This is a genomic window from Bacillus pseudomycoides DSM 12442, from assembly GCF_000161455.1.
GTDB lineage: Bacteria > Bacillota > Bacilli > Bacillales > Bacillaceae_G > Bacillus_A > Bacillus_A pseudomycoides.
Window position 1 is genome coordinate 1,521,986 of sequence record NZ_CM000745.1, and the last position, 18,430, is coordinate 1,540,415.

Sequence of the window (18,430 nt, forward strand, 5' to 3'; positions counted from 1 at the left end):
GATTTTCATGACTCATATATATTTTGTCCGTCACGCCCATTCTATATATACACCGGAAGAAAGAGAACGTCCATTATCCGAAAAAGGACGGAATGATGCGCAAAGTGTGGCAGAGTTATTAAAAGAAGAGAAAATTGATGTTGTAATTTCTAGTCCATACAAAAGAGCGATTCAAACGGTTCAAGGGGTTGCAAACCAATTCCAATTGCCAATACAAATTGAAGAAGAATTGCGTGAGAGACCACTAAGTAAAGAACCGGTAGAAGATTTTGAGGAAGCAATTATGAAGGTGCGGGAGAATCCCATCTTCTCGTTTAAAGGCGGGGAATCAAATGATATTGCACAAAAGCGTGGTGTTACATGTATTCAAAATATATTAAAACAATATAAAGGGAAAAATATTGTAGTTGGTACCCATGGAAATATTATGGTATTAATAATGAATTATTTTGATTCTACATATGATTATCATTTTTGGAAAACACTCGACATGCCAGATGTATATAAATTGACTTTTAATGAGGAGAGTTTACTTTCTACTGCAAGAGTAGAAAGTAAACTGAAATATAGAAACAGGTCATCATGTGAATAATTTGTAAAATTTTATCGAGAAAGCAGGAAAGAACGGGTTTGTTAGAGAAGTATGCTTTTGTAACATAAAAAAAAATGCATGATAAAGGAGGCTGTTTACATGTTTGAGAAAGAGAAGGGGTTAGTAGATCATCCACCAGAAGGGCTCATTGAAGTTCATAACGTATATGAAATTGTGCCACCTGATGGAACAATTATTGGTATGGCAACACCAGAAGAGATGGAAGTTGCTGCCGAACTCGAATTACAGCACTATGCCTATTCTCGTTTACTAGAAGCAAATATTCAGCTAGACGGTTCCTCCTACAAGGATATACTTCAGGAGTTCCAGGAGTATGAAAGAAAGTCAATAGGGTTTTGGCGGGCATTACATAAACGCTTAGCTGTACCTTGGGCATGGGTACTTCGTATTGATGTTGCGAATGGACCTATATATGTGAATAATGGAAACTCGTATTATGATGGTGATGAAGACGAGGAAGGTTATGAATAGATGAAAAGACAAGAAAGCAGTGAAGGCTGCTTTCTTTTTTGCATGTTTATTTAATTCTAGAATGCTCATTGTTTTCAGGGTCATGTACGTCACTTACTTCGAAGGAATGGATTGCCTGAATTATGATATCAGGGCGATCACTTTCGATTCCATGACTAGCATTTTGAGCGAGAATATATCGGCTGTTTTGGGAGAGCATACGTTGTTCTTGAATAAGTTCTTGCCATGTTTTTTCAAGCTTTTTAGCTTCTTCATTAGGCATTCCTTCTTGAATCATTTGCCCGATAGAATGATTGGGATCTCTTCCAATGACGATTAATGGTGTTTTTAATGTGACTCTAAGTTGTTTTATTCTATGTGCACAAGATTTCCACTCTGAAAGTTCAGAAGTAGTAGCCTTATATAAGAAAGGTGATGTAAGGAATTTCACGTATTGTTTTTGTTTATATGGTGACAAGTGACTGTATTGATTTAATGTAGAGTCTAGTTCTGCACGAAGTGCTTCGGCATTCATATTGGAATAATCCCTATATTTTTGTAGCCATATATCATCCGAATCGGTTTGATCAGAGGTAGGTAAATCCAGTTCATCTAATCGATGTAAGTTTACAGAAGTAGAATCAACAAGAATCAAAGCTTTTAACTGATTGGGGTGTACCATAGCAAAATGTTGCGCACATAACCCTCCATAAGAATGACCAACTAAAATTATGGGTTGTCGAATAGCTAACATATGTAATAGTTCCTGTAATTCTTTTGTTGCTTGTAGTGTTGTACGTGGTTCGTTACCAAGTTCACTTTTCCCATAACCAGGGCGGTGAAATAGAACTACGGTATAATTTGAAGAAAGTTTCTCTGCAATTTGGAACCAATCATAAAAGGAACATCCCATCCCTGTTTGAATTACAACGGTCTGAGAGCCATTTCCCATTGTGCAAACTTCTATTTTCTTTCCACGTACTTTTACAAAACGATTCATGGTAATAGCCTCCACTAAGATTGAAATGTTTTTTGAAAAGCAAATACGATACACCAAATGCCTACACCGAATAGTACAGAGGTACTGAGTGAAAAAGAATTTTTCAATCCAATATAAACAACAAATAATAGAAGTGCTGATGCAGGAAAGCCGTATAATACTCCTAAAGTAAATTGACTTAAATCTTGTTTGCTCCCACCTTCAAATGAAAGCCAAAACAAGCTAAGCAAACTGATGAGTGGAAGGGCAGCGATAAAACCACCAATTGTACTATAATGTTTGGCAAACTCAGTTACACCACCGATGATGAGGGCGGAAACGATTACTTTAACGAGGAAATGCATATTTTGACTCCTTTGCTAGTAATGAAAAAGCCTTTTCGATTAATTGCTGTTCTTCTTTTGAAAATTGAGATTCTAATACTTTTAATTTTTCTTCATCTAATAATGTATGTTTCGTTAACGCTTCCTTACCTTCTGTAGTCAATGTTAGATTAACGACTCGTTCATCTTGTTTATTTCGCTCCTTTATAACGAATCTTTTTTGAATAAGGCGTTTCACATGCTCTGATGCTGTATTATGAGATAAGCCTAATTCAGATGCAACTTTCCCAATTGTAGTCTCCGTTTCTCGGGAAATGATTTGAAGAATCCGAATGGCTTGGTGAGAAAGATTATCTTCATATTCATACCGTAAATGATAATAAATGGTTTCCCAATTTTGATTGATGTTCTTCATAATGATAATATTCCTCCGTTTTTTATTTATATCTTATAATACGATATATTCGTTTTGTAAGAAGTAAATTCCTTTATTTGCATAAAAATTATTGAAAAAGTTTATTTTTCTTGAAATATACGGTACTCTTAATGTAAAGGCATACAAATAGCAAGAGAGAGGATGATAGAAGTGAATACATTTAAATGGATTAGTCATGAAAAGATGTATTTAGACCAAATACATGTTGAAAAATGTGGTCCTCTTTCAGTTGGTGTATATGGCGGGAATCAAGAGAGTGATGCGTATGAAAGAGGAGATGCAGTACTAGCTTGGTGGGATACGCAATTAGAATTTGAATTTGTTATGATCTTTGATGCTCATCATAAAACGAAAAATATACATTATATAATAGAAGCAATTTCTGAAAGAAAAGAGAAATTAAAAGAATTATTCTCATATCCAGTTCATCTTGCGTTTCACCATACACATATGTATTTATTAGCGTTATTTACAGATGAGTTATTTATTGAGAAATGTGAACAAGAGAATGAAGAACTCGCGTGCTTAATTTGTTTACGAAAAGGTGAATTTTTATATTGGTTATCAGTAGGAGAGTGCTTTGCTTATTTATTTCATTCGGAACAATCACAGAATGGAAAAGGGAGATTAAATAAACGTAAATTTTATGAATATATTGGAAGGAAAAATGTTTTTGCTGCTAATTCACCCTGCTTCACTTCTGGAGTTCGTGGATTAGAGAAGGGAATGAATCATATTGTTTTGGCGACAGACGGTGTGTTAGAGTGTGATAAGCAAACGTTTGATGATGATCAATCTTTACTTGAAGTACTGCATAAAGGAGATTCTCTTCAGATTGAACCTGCATTAGCGAATGTGCTTGAATGGAAGGGAAGAGATTGTGCGACTATCATTGGGTGGTCAATTGATACAGAAAATAGAGAATATGCGAATTAATATTTTTCATAAAGTGAGCTTAGGACAAATCCATTCTAAGCTCATTTTCTTTTTCTTGAATAAACGTAAAATTTAAATAATCCAATGCAAACAAACCTTCAGTATATTTCTAGTGTATCGAAGGTTTATTGTATATGTGGAAACACATTTACTCTGTGAAAATGAAAAAATGATTATAAATATGAGAGAAAAAATTTTCCTGTACGTTATATAAGGTGTAAAAGCTTTTACAAAAAAATAAGGGGAATTGCGAAATGAAATCAAATGAGAAAAATTTTATAAAAAGGCTGCAGCGACAAAAAGAAGATGCGTTAGAGTTTATTGTCGATACTTATTTGTCATTAATAAAAGCAATCGTACATAAGGTTCTTATTCCGCTTAAAAATGATGGACTTATAGATGAATGTATCAATGATATTTTTCTTTCAGTTTGGAATAATGCAAACAAGTTTCATGGAGAGCCGGAAGATTTTAAGAAATGGATTGCAGCGGTTGCTAAGTTTAAAGCAATTGATTACTACAGAAAATCCATTAAGGAAGTTGAGGTTACCTCAGATGATTTTGATGTAAATACAGGAAAATCGATAGAAGATGAACTGATTATAATGGAAGATAGGGATGAACTGATAAAGTTAATTAATCAATTAGAGCCTATAGATCAAAAGATTTTTATCATGAAATTTCTTCTAGGGTTAAAGACGGAGGAAATAGGAGAAAAGCTCGGTTTAACGCGAGCGGCGATAGATAATCGGATTTATCGAGGGAAAAAGAAATTACAAAAAAATGCTACGAATCTTAGTTTAGGAGGTAGTGTAATATGAAAGACATTTACGAGCTGTTAAATGACATTGATATAGATGAAAAAGAATTAGAGGAAATGAAGGCTTATGAATTTGAAAAGGAAAAAGTGAAACGTAACTTAAAACAGGCTATATATATAAAGAAAAAAACGAAGAACTGGAAAAAGGGTGTCGCTGTTGCATCTATTTTAGTAGGGTTGTCAGTTGCAACACTTGGAATTGGATTTCCTACTTATGCAGGAGGGCTTCCGATTGTAGGTAATATTTTTCGGTTTTTAGATAATGGTAGAACGGGACTTTATGAAAATTATAAAGAATTTTCTACTGAGTTAAATATGGTGAGGGAAAGTAATGGGATTAAAATAACAATCAATGATGTGATTTCTGATGGACGAACTGTATCAATAACATATTCAATGGAAAGTGAGCAAGATTTAGGAGATGACCCAATTATATTAGGTGGGTTAGATATAATGGGGTCTGATGGAGGAACAGGAAGTTCTCAAATTTCTAAAGTTGCAGATAAAAAGTATGTAGGTATGGCGACAACGATACATCATAGCAGTAATAAAAAAGACAAAATAAACCTTAGATGGAATATAGACAAAATAGAAATACCGGATAAAAAGAAAGAAATAAAAGGGAATTGGAATTTTGCTCTTACTGTAAAGGCAATGGATAGTAAAGAAAAAATAATTAGTGGAAGTTCCGAAAAAGAAGGCGTAAAAGTAAATATGGAAAAGGTGGCAGTGTCACCGATAACGTTTATTCTTTATTACAATCAAGAAGTTTCTAAAAATACAAGGAAGGAATGGGATGCTGTAGATGTTGAGTTGGAAGTTAAAGATGATTTAGGTAATCATTATTCTGGAGAAGGAAATGGTGGATCAGGTAAGGATTCCTATAATATTCATTGGAGTGATACATTTCAAAAGCTCAATGAAAATGCAACGAAACTAATTATTACTCCCCGGATTAATTTGCGAGTTCATACTCCTGAAAACCATGGCGGGGTAGAAATGAGTGGTAGAAAAGAGAAGAAGATTGAAGTACCTAAAAAAGAAGCAAAAAGTAAAGATATTGTTTTAGATGATATTGTGATTGATTTGAAGAAGTAATAGGTGTAAGGACTGTCTTGTTTACACAAGGCAGTCCTTTTTCATGAAACCACTATAAACAATAAATAGTTATATTTTTTGCGGGGAAACAAGGAACTGGTGTTAACAATCACGAAGAAATTAAGTAAAGGAGTGACTCGTGGTGTATGAATTGAAATGGATAAATCATGATAAATTAGTAATATTTGTTGCATAATAGAATGCTGGAATTATTATTGAAGGGGTATTTATAGGGGACATTCACATAATCATGGTCATTCACAAAATAAAAAAGCGTTAATGGTTGTATTCATATTAACGACAAGTTTTATGATTGCTGAGGTTATTAGTGGATTTGTAACGAATAGTTTAGCACTTTTATCAGATGCTGGGCATATGCTAAGTGATGCAGTCTCTCTTGCTTTAAGTTTACTTGCCTTTAAAATTGGAGAAAAAAAGGCGACTTTAGACAAAATATATGGATATAAGCGAATTGAAATATTAGCCACATTGTGCAATGGTGGCGTTCTTATTGCTATCTCGATATACATTTTTATCGAAGCAATTCGCCGTTTTCATGAACCAGTAGAGATTGCAAGCAATGGCATGTTAATGATTGCTGTTTTCGGTTTGTTCATTAATATTACGTCAGCATGGATTTTAATGCGAGGCGGAGATGTGAAAGGAAATTTAAATGTACGAAGTGCTTTTTTGCATGTCTTAGGTGATTTATTAGGATCAGTGGGAGCAATTATTGCAGCGATACTTATTAAATTTTTTGGCTAGACAGTTGCCGATCCAATTGCCAGTATCCTCGTTTCCATCTTAGTCATTATAAGTGGCTGGCGTGTAACACATGATACCGTTCATATATTGATGTGGAAGAAGTGAAAGATACATTATTAAACATTGCAATTGTAAAAGAAGTGCACGATTTACACATATGGTCGGTTACATCAGATTTTCAAGTTTTAACGTGTCATCTTGTTATAGAAAAAGGTGAGGAAGCACAAAGTGTATTAGCAGAAGCAATACGTTTATTGAAGGACAGTTTTCATGTAGAGCATGTTACGATTCAAATAGAAATAGAGAGGGACTCTATCCATAAAGAACCACTTTGCAAAGTATGAAAGAAAAAAGATGATAAAAAGTGTCATAAACCATCTTAGGAAACATACATATATATAATGTGGCCACAAACAGTTTGTAAGGTAAATATTTCATGATATTACTTTACTTCTAAAATATCATCTTTTATAATCAAAGTGGTAATTGATAGAGATTATCATTTTCAATGATTGTGGAAAGGAGTTTTTAAAAGATGAGTAGTCAACTCCGTTTTGCTGTTGAAAATCGTAAGAGGCAGTTAATTGATCAGTTAATTGGGGCGGGTGTGTTTAAAATTCTCGATCGACAATTATACGAGCTTTCTTTAGAGGAACTAGAAAAAGAGTATAGGGACATTGAGAAATATGCCGAGATTCGCGCATAGTTATATAGAATTGTAAAGGAAGAGCCGTTTGTGTTGAGAGAACACGTAAACGGCTCTTTTCATTATTTCATAGAGATTATTTTTTGGATTTCTTTCATTGGTCGTAACCAGTTTTGAGACATGATTTGTTCTATTTGTGCTGCATCCTGGTTTTTTAATGCCTCAATTATTAAATTGTGCTCTTCAATCGATTTACGTGCAGGAATGAAGTTTTGGAAAAAAAGGTATTCAAGACGTAACACATGAAGTTGTATGTTTGCTAAGAAAGGCTCGATATATGTATTTTTAGCGATTGATACGATTGTATTATGAAATTGTATATCTAAGTTTAATGCTTGTTTTGAATTTTTTTCATCTATAGCATTTTGAAATGCCTCGTTTATTTCAGAAAGTCTTATCAGGTCGGTGTCGTTTATTTGATGAATTGCTTGTTTTCCAATAATGGTATGAAGGCCAGCGATCGTTTCATAAATGACAGATACATCTTCTAATTTTATAGGGGTGATTTTTGTTTTTTGTCCTGGAACCATCTCGACCAGTCCTGAAAGTTCTAACACTTGCAGTGCTTCTCTAACCGGTGTTCTGCTCACACCTAAAGCTTCAGCTAGCTCTCCATCATTAATCTTTTCATCAGGTTGTAAAACACCTTCAATAATCCAATCTTGTAGTTGGTTTAAAACGAGGGATTTAGCAGATACTCTTTCTTGCTTTCGATAGTTTTGAGGAATAGGCATGATCGAACAGTTCCTTTCATTTTATGTTTTGTTTTTTCGTAACGGCAAGTCGTAGTTTCGGTTTTCCTTCATCTGGCTTTTGGCTTAGTACAAGTACCATTACAATAATACAAAGAGCGCCTAAAAATTGGAACGATTGAAACGGAACATGCAAAATGAGAATAGAAGAAATGATAGCTGCAAGTGGTTCTGTACAACCAAATAATGTAGTTTCTTTCGGTGTAAGATATCGTATGCTGTCTAAATATAAATAAAATGCGATGAGTGTGCCGAAAATAACAACGAATGTAATGAGAAAAAGATTGTTAGGCTGAAAATATTTCATGCCAGATAATAAGATAAACTCGTTCGTGGAGAGAAAATGTAAGACGGTTACACCAACTCCTCCAATAATCATCCCCCATCCAACAATGACAGATGAAGACCATTTCTCTAATAATTCCTTTGAATAAAGGCTATAGAATGCTAGTGATAAACCGGATAAAATGCCCCAAACGATAGCTGGTGTTGAAACAGCTAAATTATCAATGGATCCATTCGTTAGCAAGAAAAAGGTCCCGATTAAAGATAGTACGATAGAAATAAAATCGATTTTAGTAGGACGAATATTCCATTTAAAGATAAGGTAAACAGTTATAAATATTGGTGCTAAATATTGTAACAATGTTGCGACTGCAGCATTTCCTTCCTGAATAGAAGCAAAATAGGTATATTGTACAGCAAGCATACCTAACAATCCAAACAGAATTATTTTGTTTGCCTCAGCTTTTTGCTTCCAAATGCCAAGTACTTCTGATTTTTTACTGCCAAATGAGGAGAATAAGAGCAAAATAATTCCGGATATAAGTAATCGAATTGTAACTAACCATTCTGTAGAAACATTTTCTTGTTGAAACAGTTGTTGTGCAGCGGTCCCGGATAATCCCCATAAACTAGCACCTGTAATGACCATAATAATGCCTTTCAATCTTCCTGAATCCATAGCTGGGTCCTCCTTTCAAAAAGAAAATCTAATTGAAATATTGAATACAATATGTAATATATCACGAGTAATATTAAAAATAAACAGAATTTTTTAACATTAAAGATAGACATGTAATAGTTATAATTATGGTAAAATATTGTAAAGGAGGGATTTGATGATCGGTGGATTTATAATCAGCTTTCTTGTAGGCATGTTAATCATTATTATGGGATACCAAATTCATATAAAAAAGCGATTATTTCTCATTGCAGGATACCAAGAAGAGACTTTCGTGGGGGATAAAGAGAAACTTGCAAAAATATCTGGGATTTTTTCTTACGTAATAGGAATTACTACCGCTCTGTTACCATTTGGACTAGAATCAATTGGTGATGCTGCAGGGGTTGGGTATGGGATTTTTGTTGTTATAAGTACAATTGTACTTGTTATATGGGCTAATGTAATAAATAAGCCTCACAAATCTGAATGATAAACGAAAGCAAGATGGTAACCTTTTGAGGAAGCCATCTTGTTTTTGAAATCACTTTATAGTTAGTAATCTTATGAATTTTGTATTATGAGACAACGGTAAAAGGGGGAATTGGATCAACAAAATCATCCCACTCTTGATTCATTTCTTCCCCGGTTAATAAGCATGTATCCAAAGAGCGTTCAATTTCATATTGATTCATTTCAACTCCAATAAAGACTAGTTCTGTTATTCGATCCCCATATTGATCATCCCAATTTTTTAAGATTTCTGGTTCTTCCCTAAGTATTTGCTGTTGCTCAGCTGCAGGTAATGTTACAACCCATTCACCAGCTCCTTGAATGGTAATGGAAGAGCCAGCTTGAGAGAGAAGCCCCATCATGTGATTACGAGATGCAAGCCAGAAAAAACCTTTCGCTCTTACAATATCTAATGGCCATTTTTGTAACCAATTCATAAGTCGAACAGGATGAAATGGACGTTTGCGGCGATAAACAAAGGAACTAATGCCGTATTCTTCTGTTTCTGGTGTATGGTGTTCGCTATTTAACTCCTGAATCCAACCAGCTGCTTGACTTGCTTCATCATAGTTAAATAAATTTGTATTTAAAATTTCATCTAGTGGAACCACGCTAAATGAAGATTCAATGATTTTTGCTCCAGGATTTAATTTTTGTAAGAGGCGATAGAGTTCCATACTATCTTCTTTTTCTAGTAAATCCACTTTGTTCAAAAGAATCACATTTGCAAATTCAATCTGATCAATTAGTAGATCGATAACTTCTCGAGTATCTGTTTCATCAATTGCTTGCTTTCGATCTAGTAAACTTTCACCAGCTGCAAAATCATCCCAAAATCGGTTTGCATCGACTACGGTAACCATTGTATCGAGACGACATTTGTTCGTTAAATCAATTTCAAGTGTCTCATCTATATACGTAAATGTTTGTGCAACAGGAATTGGTTCACTAATGCCGGAAGATTCAATAACAATGTAGTCAATATCTCCTGTCTCTACAAGGCGATTTACTTCAATAATTAAGTCTTCTCGAAGTGTACAACATATACAGCCGTTTTGAATTTCTACTAATTTTTCTTCTGTACGAGAAAAACCTCCTTGTTTCACAAGAGCAGCGTCAATATTTACTTCGCTCATATCATTTACAATGACAGCTACTTTTAAGCCCGCTCTATTTGTCAAAATATGATTCAATAATGTTGTTTTTCCAGAACCTAAAAAACCACTTAAAACGGTAATGGGTATTTTTTTCATTGTATATTCCTCCTGTTAAATCGTAATCATTACGTTTTATGATAAATAATTTTAAAGAGAAATGCAACAATAAATCATAATGATTACGATTTATGAATAGAAGTGAAGTATGAAAAATGTTTGGGATTTGTCATAGAAGAAGAGGACAAGCATACGTTTAAATATGAATAAAACGGAGGCGAGGAAGTTGGTTTTTAATAGAATATCAAAGGAGTTAATTGGTAAGATCCTCATTGTTATCTTTCTTTTTTTGTTATTTTTTGTAGATTTTACAAGTCTATCAAACTTGCACAAGAGTATTCCAAAAGAATGGTTAAACGTAAATGCAATTTTTTTAAGTATTTTCTTTGAAGCAGTCCCGTTTATTTTATTAGGGGTTATTGTTTCTTCCATTATTCAAGTATTTGTGACGGAAGATATGATTCAAAAGGTACTACCAAAGTCACCTATCGCTATGATGCTACCAGCGGCATTTGTAGGCGTTATATTTCCAATGTGTGAATGTGTCATCATTCCTATTGTAAGAAGGCTCATTCAAAAGGGGTTACCACTTCATGTTGGTATTGTTATTTTGGTGAGTGCTCCCATTATGAATCCAATTGTTTTTTTATCAACTTTTTATGCGTTTCAAACAAATCCGTCGATTATATATGCTCGCTTTGGTATAACTTTTCTAGTTGCACTTCTTATTGGATTAGTTGTGTACTACTGTTACCATGGGAAAAATGTATTAAAGGATGTAATAGTTCCAATACATGAAAAACAAAAAAAGAGTTGGAAAGATGTTGTAAATCATACAGTTGATGAGTTTTTTGATACAGGGAAATATTTATTAATTGGTGCGTGCTTGGCAAGTTTATTTCAAACGTTTTTAGATCGAAATGCTCTTGATGCAGTAGCACATAGTGAAGTAATTTCACCATTTGTGATGATGGGATTTGGGTATGTATTATCCCTTTGTTCAGCAGCTGATGCTTTTATCGCAGCATCTTTTGGTCATATATTTTCTACTAAAGCTCTTCTTTCATTTCTTGTATTTGGTCCAATGCTTGATTTTAAAAATACATTTATGTTATTTGCTTATTTCCAAAAGAAATTTGTATTCGCGTTTATTGGGATTGTAATTGTGGCTGTGTATATTGTTGTTCAGCTGATAATGTGATTAAGGAGGGGGGAAAATGCGTAATCAAGAACAAAGAAGATTCCATAGTTATATTCGCGGTATCATTTTAATTGGTTTTGCAATGCTGTTATTTAAACTTCTTGTAACAGGGAATATTGACCATTTCATTGCACCGAAAATGATAAAGTTCACATATGCGACCTTTGCAGTTTCACTTCTTCTTGGATGTGTACAAGTATGGAAAAATGGTGAAGAGAAACAAAATGCTTGTGGTTGTTGTGAACCTCAAACAGTGCCGAAATCAAAAATGGGTGTTTTTCTGTTATACGCCTTGTTTCTTGTTCCTATTGTTAGTGCATTTTTATTCTCGAATGTAACGATTGATGGTAGTCTCGCATCAAAGCGAGGAATGAATCAGAATGCACAGGCAAAGAGTGTAGAGAAGAAAGTGCCACAAACGAAACAGGTTAGTTCTGATTGGAGAGAGTTATTAGTTGATAAAGAAGAGGAGCCGATTCAAAATCTTCCTGCATCAGGGCAGTCATCAGAAGAATTAGCAAGAAATGTGCTGAAACAAAAAACAATACAAGTTGATGATAAAAATTACATTCAAACGATGGATGTAATTGGTCAGGATGTTCTTGGATTTAAGGGGAAACAAATTACATTTACTGGTTTTATATATAATGATAAAGAAGTGAAAGGAGATAAAACAGTGGTTGCTCGGTACGGCATTACATGTTGTATTGCAGATGCTTCTGTGTGGGGAATGATTGTTTCTGGAGACGAAATAAACACTCTGTCAGAAGAGACGTGGGTGAAAGTCACAGGGACATTAGATGAAACGACATATAAAGGGACGTTGTTTCCACTTGTAAAAGTAAGTAAAGTAGAAAAGGTGGAAAAGCCGAAGGATCCATATGTGTATGATGCTTTGCCGCAATGATAATTTGAAAGAGCAATTAGCATTGCTAAGGAATGAGGGGTGAAGGCATACCCACTGTATCTTCTTTCTAAAGCGACATATGGATAAGTTTGTGAAAGTTAGTAATCGAAAAAAAGAATTACAAAACATATATAAAGAGTATTAAGCCTGTATGATTTTAAAAGAAAAGATCTGGTACATTAAATAAAAAAGCTTTCTTTACTTCATTAGGGTAAAGAAAGCTTTTTTATGGATTGGTCTTCAGGATATTATTTTTCCGAAACCTCAATTACTTTAACTCATAATTAGTGGGGATGAAGAGAATTGTCACTTTATAAATTACAGCAAACTCTACACCTTTATTTTATTAAACAATTATACGTAATTGGATAGCGTATTTTGGATAGATTAAAAATATGAATGTATAAGTGAATATGTTTTGTAATTGTATTGGGAAGGAAAACTTTCGGAGGGATGTATTTTTATGATAAGAAATTGTGTAGCATTACTCATTATTGATGTACAAACAGGTTCTTTTCAAGAGAAGCAACCTTTATATAAAGGAAAGGAATTGTTAGAAAATATTCAGTTGTTAATTTCAAAAGCTCGATCTGCTCAAGCACCTGTTTTTTATATGAAGTATAATGGGAAAGTTGGTTCACCACTTGAACCAAAGACTTTAGGTTGGGGGATTCATAAATCTATAGCTCCATTAGCAGAGGATATTGTTCTTAAGAAAAATCACCCAGATTCATTTCATAGAACGAATCTGCAACAGGAGCTAGACGAAAGAAATATAACACAAATTGTAGTGACAGGAATTCAATCTGAGATTTGTGTGGATGCAACATGTAGACGTGCTTATAGTCTTGGATATGATCTTACTCTTGTAGAAGATGGACATAGTACATACGACTCCACAATCTTATCTGCATCCCAAATTATCGATCATCATAACCAAGTAATTGGACAATGGTTCGCTCATGTTAAACCTGCTGAGCAAATTAGATTTTAGTGGGTATTTTGATTGCGGATGAATTTTTAAGAATGGCAAATAATATAGCGCAGATATTTCTGTTTATTCATATATATTATTTTTCGATGTGCATAATTCTAAAATAACAATGTTAGAAAATGGAATAATTGTTGTACATATGATTTCTATTTTAAAATCTATTTTTTAGACTTTCTTTTTAATAAGGCTTTTTGGTAAGTATTGAACTACCCCCACCTTCACTTTGTTTAGAGGAGGGGGTCTTCTCGGTTAAAATGATAAATAAAAATACAATATTTTTTATAATTTTCATTGCGAAATGTCCGCTCTACTTTTACAATAGAAAAGGTGTATATTTATTATACTAAAAAAACAAATCGGAATAATATGAAAATTATAGTTTGTCTTTGTGCATTATATACAAAAGTACATATTAGGCGACATACATCATGTTATCGACTTGTAAGGAGAGAAGCAAATGAAAAGTGTAAGATTACCATCAATTCCAGAAATCATTATTCTTTTATTACTATTTCTTGCTGTTGTCTTTTCCTTTCAAACGATCTTTAATTTGCCGATTCAACTAGCGCTATTTATTTCATGGTTTTTAGTAATTGCGCTTGGACTAAGGTTAGGGTTTCGTTATCAAGAATTGCAAGATGCAATTACAAAAGGAATTTCCAACGGATTAGAAGCTGTTCTCATCTTAGTTGCTGTAGGAGCATTAATTGGGACATGGATTGCTGGCGGTGTTGTACCGACATTGATCTACTACGGATTAGAATTTATTCATCCGAGTGTATTTTTATTAGCAACCTTAATTATTTGCTCAATTACTTCCATTGCAACAGGTACATCATGGGGAACAGTTGGTACGGCTGGTATTGCCATGATGGCAATCGGTGAAGGTCTTGGTTTACCGCTTCCACTAGTTGCTGGAGCAGTACTTTCAGGGGCATACTTTGGAGACAAGTTATCTCCGCTTTCTGATAGTACGGTACTTGCTGCTTCAATGGCAAAAGTAGATGTTATTGCACATGTTCGAGCTATGCTTGTATTAGATGTACCAGCATATATTATTACCGGTATTATGTTTACAGTTGCCGGATGGATGTATGGTGGAGATAATGTTGATTTAAACAAAGTGGAATTTTTAAAAGAAGCTTTATTAAAGCAATTTGATATTAAAATATGGATGCTTGTACCAGCGGTTATTGTCATCGCACTATTAGCAATGAAAAAACCATCAATGCCAACAATTGCAATGGGAGCGCTTCTCGGTGCAGTTTGGGCAACTCTGTTCCAAGGTATGCACTTTGGAGAGGCAATTGGAACAGCATATAACGGTTTTTCTATTGAATCAGGTGTGGACTTCATTGATAAGTTGCTAAATCGCGGTGGAATCAATGGTATGCTTGGTTCAGTAGCAGTTATTATTTTTGGATTAGGTTTCGGAGGGTTACTTGAAAAACTCGGTGTTTTAAAAGTAATCGTATCAAAATTTGAGAAGAAACTAAACTCTGCAGGAAATGTAACACTGTCCACATTAATCGTCGCTTTCTTGGCAAACGTATTCGGCTGCGCAATGTACGTATCACTTATTTTAACTCCAAAAATTATGCAAGACAGCTATGATAAATTAAAGCTCGATCGTCGTATATTGGCTCGTAACTCAGAAGTGGGCGGAACGCTAACTTCAGGTATGGTTCCATGGTCTGATAATGGGATTTACATGGCTGGTATATTAGGGGTCGCAACATTATCATACATTCCATTCATGTGGATGAGCTTTGTATCATTAGCATTGGCAGTTATATACGGATATACAGGGAAATTCATTTGGTATGTTGATGATGCTGAAAAAGGGAAGCAAGTGTCATAATATAAAATCATCCCTTCCATTGGTGTATTAGAGTTTTTTAATTTCTATAGAAGATGACAATTCTTCATCGTATAGTACGAAGTTAACCCGTAAGTTCGATTAGAACTTACGGGTTGTTCAGTTTCTAATGAGATTAGTATATTTCCCTTATCAAAAAGCAAAATATATAGTATCAAAAACAGGAGGAGAAATATGACTGAATCATTACTGCTGGAGTATGGGGGAGTTATATTAATTCTTATTGCATTAGAAGGAGTTTTATCTGCAGATAATGCTCTTGTACTTGCTATTATGGTTAAACATTTACCTGAAGATGATAGAAAAAAGGCTTTATTTTATGGATTATTCGGAGCATTCATATTTCGATTTGGGTCATTATTTTTAATTTCATTTCTTGTGAATGTATGGCAGATGCAAGCGATTGGTGCAATTTATTTATTGTTTCTCTCTGCTAGAAGTTTGGTTAAAGTATATCGAAAAAAGAAGTGGCAAAGAGAAAAGTACGGAGAGCACGAAAAAAAGATTGAAGAAAATACTCCAAAAAAGAAAAGTGGTTTTTGGCTAACAGTTCTGAAAGTAGAGGTTACAGATACTGCATTTGCGATTGATTCGATTTTAGCAGCAGTGGCCCTTACACTGACAATTACACCCTTGAATAAAGGAATGATAGGTGGCCTTGACGCAGGGAGATTTTTCGTTATTTTAACTGGTGGAATGATTGGTTTAATTATTATGCGATTTGCAGCTACTTATTTCGTGAAGATATTGCGTGAAAGACCAGGTCTTGAAACGGCAGCTTTTATGATTGTTGGGTGGGTCGGTGTGAAACTTATTATTTCAACGCTAGCACATCCTATGGTTGGAATAATTAATAAGGATTTTCCCCAATCGGTTACGTGGAAAGCTATTTTTTATATCGTATTAATTGCGATTGGCGTTTCTGGTTGGTTTTTATCTCCCGATTCATCTGAAACATAATTTTTTAAATATAGAATTATGAATAAACAGGAGTGAGAATCCTTATCATTTGAAGGGGAGTCTGTTACAATAAAAGCGTAGCTATTATATTTTCAAGGGGATGAAAACATGGAGTACAGAATTGAAAGAGATACATTAGGAGAAATGAAAGTTCCAGCTGATAAATTATGGGCAGCGCAAACACAACGCAGTAAAGAAAACTTTCCGATTGGAACGGAGTATATGCCGATTGAAATTGTACAAGCATTTGCAATTTTAAAGAAAAGTGCTGCGATTAGTAACCAGAAACTAGGGAAGTTATCAGAAGAAAAAGCGCAGGCGATTGTAGAAGCAGCGGATGAAATCCTAGCAGGAAAATGGAATGAACATTTCCCGCTTGTTGTATGGCAAACAGGTAGCGGTACACAATCAAATATGAATGTGAATGAGGTAATCGCAAACCGGGGGAATCAAATTTTAAAGGGAAAAGGGCTTGATGTACATATTCATCCAAATGATGATGTAAACATGTCTCAAAGTTCAAATGATACATTCCCGACAGCACTTCACGTTGCATGTGTGATTGCGGTGGAAAACCAAGTGTTACCGGCAATTACAAAATTAAAAGTAACATTAGAGAAAAAAGCAAATGAGTTTCAAAATATTATTAAAATTGGTCGTACGCATCTGCAAGATGCAACGCCTTTAACGCTAGGACAGGAAATTAGCGGTTGGCATCGTATGCTTGAAAAAACAGAGCGTATGATTGCGGATAGCAATACATATATGAAAGAACTTGCGATTGGTGGTACTGCAGTTGGAACAGGAATTAATGCTCATCCTAAATTTGGTGAGATGGTCGCAGAGGAAATTAGTCAGTTTACAGGAAAACAATTCGTGTCTGCACCGAATAAGTTTCATGCATTAACGAGTCATGATGAAGTTGTGTTTGCACATGGTGCATTAAAAGCATTAGCAGCTGATTTAATGAAGATTGCTAATGATGTACGTTGGCTTGCGAGCGGTCCACGTAGTGGTCTCGGTGAAATTATTATTCCTGCGAATGAGCCAGGAAGCTCTATTATGCCAGGTAAAGTAAATCCAACGCAAAGTGAAGCATTAACAATGGTTGCAGCGCAAGTTATGGGAAATGACGCAACAATTGGATTTGCGGCGAGCCAAGGTAACTTTGAGTTAAACGTATTTAAGCCAGTAATTGCATATAACTTCTTACAATCTGCTCGTTTATTAGCTGATGCAACAGTTTCGTTCAATGATAAATGTGCGGTTGGTATCGAAGCAAATAAAGAAGTGATTAACCAAAATGTAAATCGTTCTTTAATGCTTGTTACAGCATTAAATCCACATATTGGCTATGAAAATGCAGCGAAAATTGCTAAACATGCTCATAAAGAGGGATTAGCGTTAAAAGAAGCAGCATTACAATCAGGATTATTAACGGAAGAACAGTTTGATGAAATTGTAGATCCGAAGAAAATGATTGCGCCGAAAGAATAATTTTAATTCATAATGGAGAGAGAGCCAGGTTCTAATTTTAGAATCTTGGCTCTTTTTTCATGGTAAAATATTTGAAATGAAAGGCAGGTGAGGAGAATGAAATACGCCATTTCTACACTAGCGGTGCTGATTACATTTATCGTATTACAATTGTTACCAAGAACTATATTCACATACTTTTACATGCAGGATTCACGGGATTGGACGAGCGTTGCAACAATAACTCCAGCAGTATCTGCTAATCACTTCTTTGATGTTGACTACATACAATTATTCTTCGTTTTTTTATCTTTCATCGTAGGATTTGTTACACTTAAATTTATTGAGAGAAGGAAAAGAGTTTAGATTAAAAGTAAATCCGGTAATTGGAGCTACAAGATAATGCTTATGGGCTATGAAAAAAGGTCTATGTTAGTGAAATCA

At 34.4% G+C, this 18,430-nt stretch carries 20 protein-coding genes and 1 pseudogene; 15 read left to right on the top strand and 6 right to left on the bottom strand.

The window, feature by feature from the left end:
- The first annotated feature begins 7 nt into the window (after positions 1-7).
- Both BPMYX0001_RS07625 and BPMYX0001_RS07630 read left to right on the top strand, forming a co-directional pair.
- Positions 8-592, top strand: a complete 585-nt coding sequence (locus BPMYX0001_RS07625; protein WP_006094385.1) for a histidine phosphatase family protein — start codon at positions 8-10, stop codon at positions 590-592.
- A 99-nt stretch (positions 593-691) separates the two neighbouring features.
- Positions 692-1,084, top strand: a complete 393-nt coding sequence (locus BPMYX0001_RS07630; protein WP_018782488.1) for a hypothetical protein — start codon at positions 692-694, stop codon at positions 1,082-1,084.
- Between the two features lie 46 nt (positions 1,085-1,130).
- On the opposite strand, the gene BPMYX0001_RS07635 is transcribed toward BPMYX0001_RS07630, so the two are convergent.
- The 3 genes from BPMYX0001_RS07635 to BPMYX0001_RS07645 are packed head-to-tail and all read right to left on the bottom strand — an operon-like array spanning position 1,131 to position 2,801.
- Entirely contained in the window at positions 1,131-2,063 is a 933-nt protein-coding gene (locus BPMYX0001_RS07635) for an alpha/beta hydrolase (RefSeq protein WP_033798788.1), read from the bottom strand.
- 14 nt (positions 2,064-2,077) lie between these two features.
- Complete coding sequence (locus tag BPMYX0001_RS07640) at positions 2,078-2,407, bottom strand: DUF3147 family protein (protein ID WP_018764360.1); 330 nt, start codon at positions 2,405-2,407, stop codon at positions 2,078-2,080.
- Positions 2,391-2,801 carry a MarR family winged helix-turn-helix transcriptional regulator gene (locus BPMYX0001_RS07645; protein WP_006094388.1) on the bottom strand — a complete coding sequence of 137 codons (411 nt, stop codon included), beginning with the start codon at positions 2,799-2,801 and terminating at the stop codon, positions 2,391-2,393. The genes BPMYX0001_RS07640 and BPMYX0001_RS07645 overlap by 17 nt, the downstream gene beginning before the upstream one ends.
- A gap of 162 nt (positions 2,802-2,963) precedes the next feature.
- On the opposite strand from BPMYX0001_RS07645, the gene BPMYX0001_RS07650 reads away from it, so the two are divergent.
- The 5 genes and pseudogenes from BPMYX0001_RS07650 (at position 2,964) to fbpA (ending at position 7,147) form a co-directional block, all read left to right on the top strand.
- Entirely contained in the window at positions 2,964-3,758 is a 795-nt protein-coding gene (locus tag BPMYX0001_RS07650; protein WP_006094389.1) for a PP2C family serine/threonine-protein phosphatase, read from the top strand.
- 254 nt (positions 3,759-4,012) lie between these two features.
- Positions 4,013-4,579: a sigma-70 family RNA polymerase sigma factor gene (locus BPMYX0001_RS07655; protein ID WP_003196592.1), complete on the top strand. Its 567-nt coding sequence runs from the start codon at positions 4,013-4,015 to the stop codon at positions 4,577-4,579.
- Complete coding sequence (locus tag BPMYX0001_RS07660) at positions 4,576-5,676, top strand: DUF4179 domain-containing protein (protein ID WP_033798789.1); 1,101 nt, start codon at positions 4,576-4,578, stop codon at positions 5,674-5,676. Before BPMYX0001_RS07655 ends, BPMYX0001_RS07660 begins: the two co-directional genes overlap by 4 nt.
- A gap of 279 nt (positions 5,677-5,955) precedes the next feature.
- Positions 5,956-6,785, top strand: a pseudogene (locus tag BPMYX0001_RS32240) (cation diffusion facilitator family transporter).
- Positions 6,786-6,976: 191 nt separating this feature from the next.
- Positions 6,977-7,147, top strand: coding sequence for a Fur-regulated basic protein FbpA (fbpA, locus tag BPMYX0001_RS07675; RefSeq protein WP_003196601.1), 171 nt, complete (start codon positions 6,977-6,979; stop codon positions 7,145-7,147).
- Positions 7,148-7,209: 62 nt separating this feature from the next.
- Here fbpA and BPMYX0001_RS07680 read toward each other — a convergent pair whose 3' ends face one another.
- Both BPMYX0001_RS07680 and BPMYX0001_RS07685 read right to left on the bottom strand, forming a co-directional pair.
- On the bottom strand, positions 7,210-7,881 hold the full coding sequence (locus BPMYX0001_RS07680; RefSeq protein ID WP_006094393.1) for a GntR family transcriptional regulator: 672 nt from the start codon (positions 7,879-7,881) through the stop codon (positions 7,210-7,212).
- Positions 7,882-7,897: 16 nt separating this feature from the next.
- Entirely contained in the window at positions 7,898-8,863 is a 966-nt protein-coding gene (locus tag BPMYX0001_RS07685; protein WP_003196604.1) for a DMT family transporter, read from the bottom strand.
- Positions 8,864-9,020: 157 nt separating this feature from the next.
- Here BPMYX0001_RS07685 and BPMYX0001_RS07690 point away from each other — a divergent pair, with 157 nt between their 5' ends.
- Positions 9,021-9,335 carry a DUF3784 domain-containing protein gene (locus tag BPMYX0001_RS07690; protein ID WP_003196606.1) on the top strand — a complete coding sequence of 105 codons (315 nt, stop codon included), beginning with the start codon at positions 9,021-9,023 and terminating at the stop codon, positions 9,333-9,335.
- Between the two features lie 85 nt (positions 9,336-9,420).
- On the opposite strand, the gene BPMYX0001_RS07695 is transcribed toward BPMYX0001_RS07690, so the two are convergent.
- Entirely contained in the window at positions 9,421-10,608 is a 1,188-nt protein-coding gene (locus BPMYX0001_RS07695; protein WP_006094394.1) for a GTP-binding protein, read from the bottom strand.
- Between the two features lie 187 nt (positions 10,609-10,795).
- Here BPMYX0001_RS07695 and BPMYX0001_RS07700 point away from each other — a divergent pair, with 187 nt between their 5' ends.
- The 7 genes from BPMYX0001_RS07700 to BPMYX0001_RS07730 all read left to right on the top strand — a co-directional run bounded on the left by BPMYX0001_RS07700 (position 10,796) and on the right by BPMYX0001_RS07730 (position 18,352).
- Positions 10,796-11,770: a permease gene (locus BPMYX0001_RS07700; protein ID WP_018782482.1), complete on the top strand. Its 975-nt coding sequence runs from the start codon at positions 10,796-10,798 to the stop codon at positions 11,768-11,770.
- Between the two features lie 16 nt (positions 11,771-11,786).
- Entirely contained in the window at positions 11,787-12,677 is an 891-nt protein-coding gene (locus BPMYX0001_RS07705) for a TIGR03943 family putative permease subunit (protein ID WP_006094396.1), read from the top strand.
- Positions 12,678-13,140: 463 nt separating this feature from the next.
- Positions 13,141-13,671 (top strand): cysteine hydrolase family protein, encoded by a 531-nt coding sequence (locus BPMYX0001_RS07710; protein ID WP_018782481.1) that lies wholly within the window; start codon positions 13,141-13,143, stop codon positions 13,669-13,671.
- A 457-nt stretch (positions 13,672-14,128) separates the two neighbouring features.
- Positions 14,129-15,532 (top strand): Na+/H+ antiporter NhaC, encoded by a 1,404-nt coding sequence (gene nhaC / locus BPMYX0001_RS07715; protein WP_003196614.1) that lies wholly within the window; start codon positions 14,129-14,131, stop codon positions 15,530-15,532.
- Between the two features lie 192 nt (positions 15,533-15,724).
- Positions 15,725-16,510 carry a TerC family protein gene (locus BPMYX0001_RS07720; RefSeq protein ID WP_003206694.1) on the top strand — a complete coding sequence of 262 codons (786 nt, stop codon included), beginning with the start codon at positions 15,725-15,727 and terminating at the stop codon, positions 16,508-16,510.
- Positions 16,511-16,618: 108 nt separating this feature from the next.
- Complete coding sequence (gene fumC, locus BPMYX0001_RS07725) at positions 16,619-18,007, top strand: class II fumarate hydratase (protein ID WP_006094398.1); 1,389 nt, start codon at positions 16,619-16,621, stop codon at positions 18,005-18,007.
- A gap of 96 nt (positions 18,008-18,103) precedes the next feature.
- Entirely contained in the window at positions 18,104-18,352 is a 249-nt protein-coding gene (locus tag BPMYX0001_RS07730; RefSeq protein WP_018764369.1) for a hypothetical protein, read from the top strand.
- Positions 18,353-18,430 lie beyond the last annotated feature (78 nt).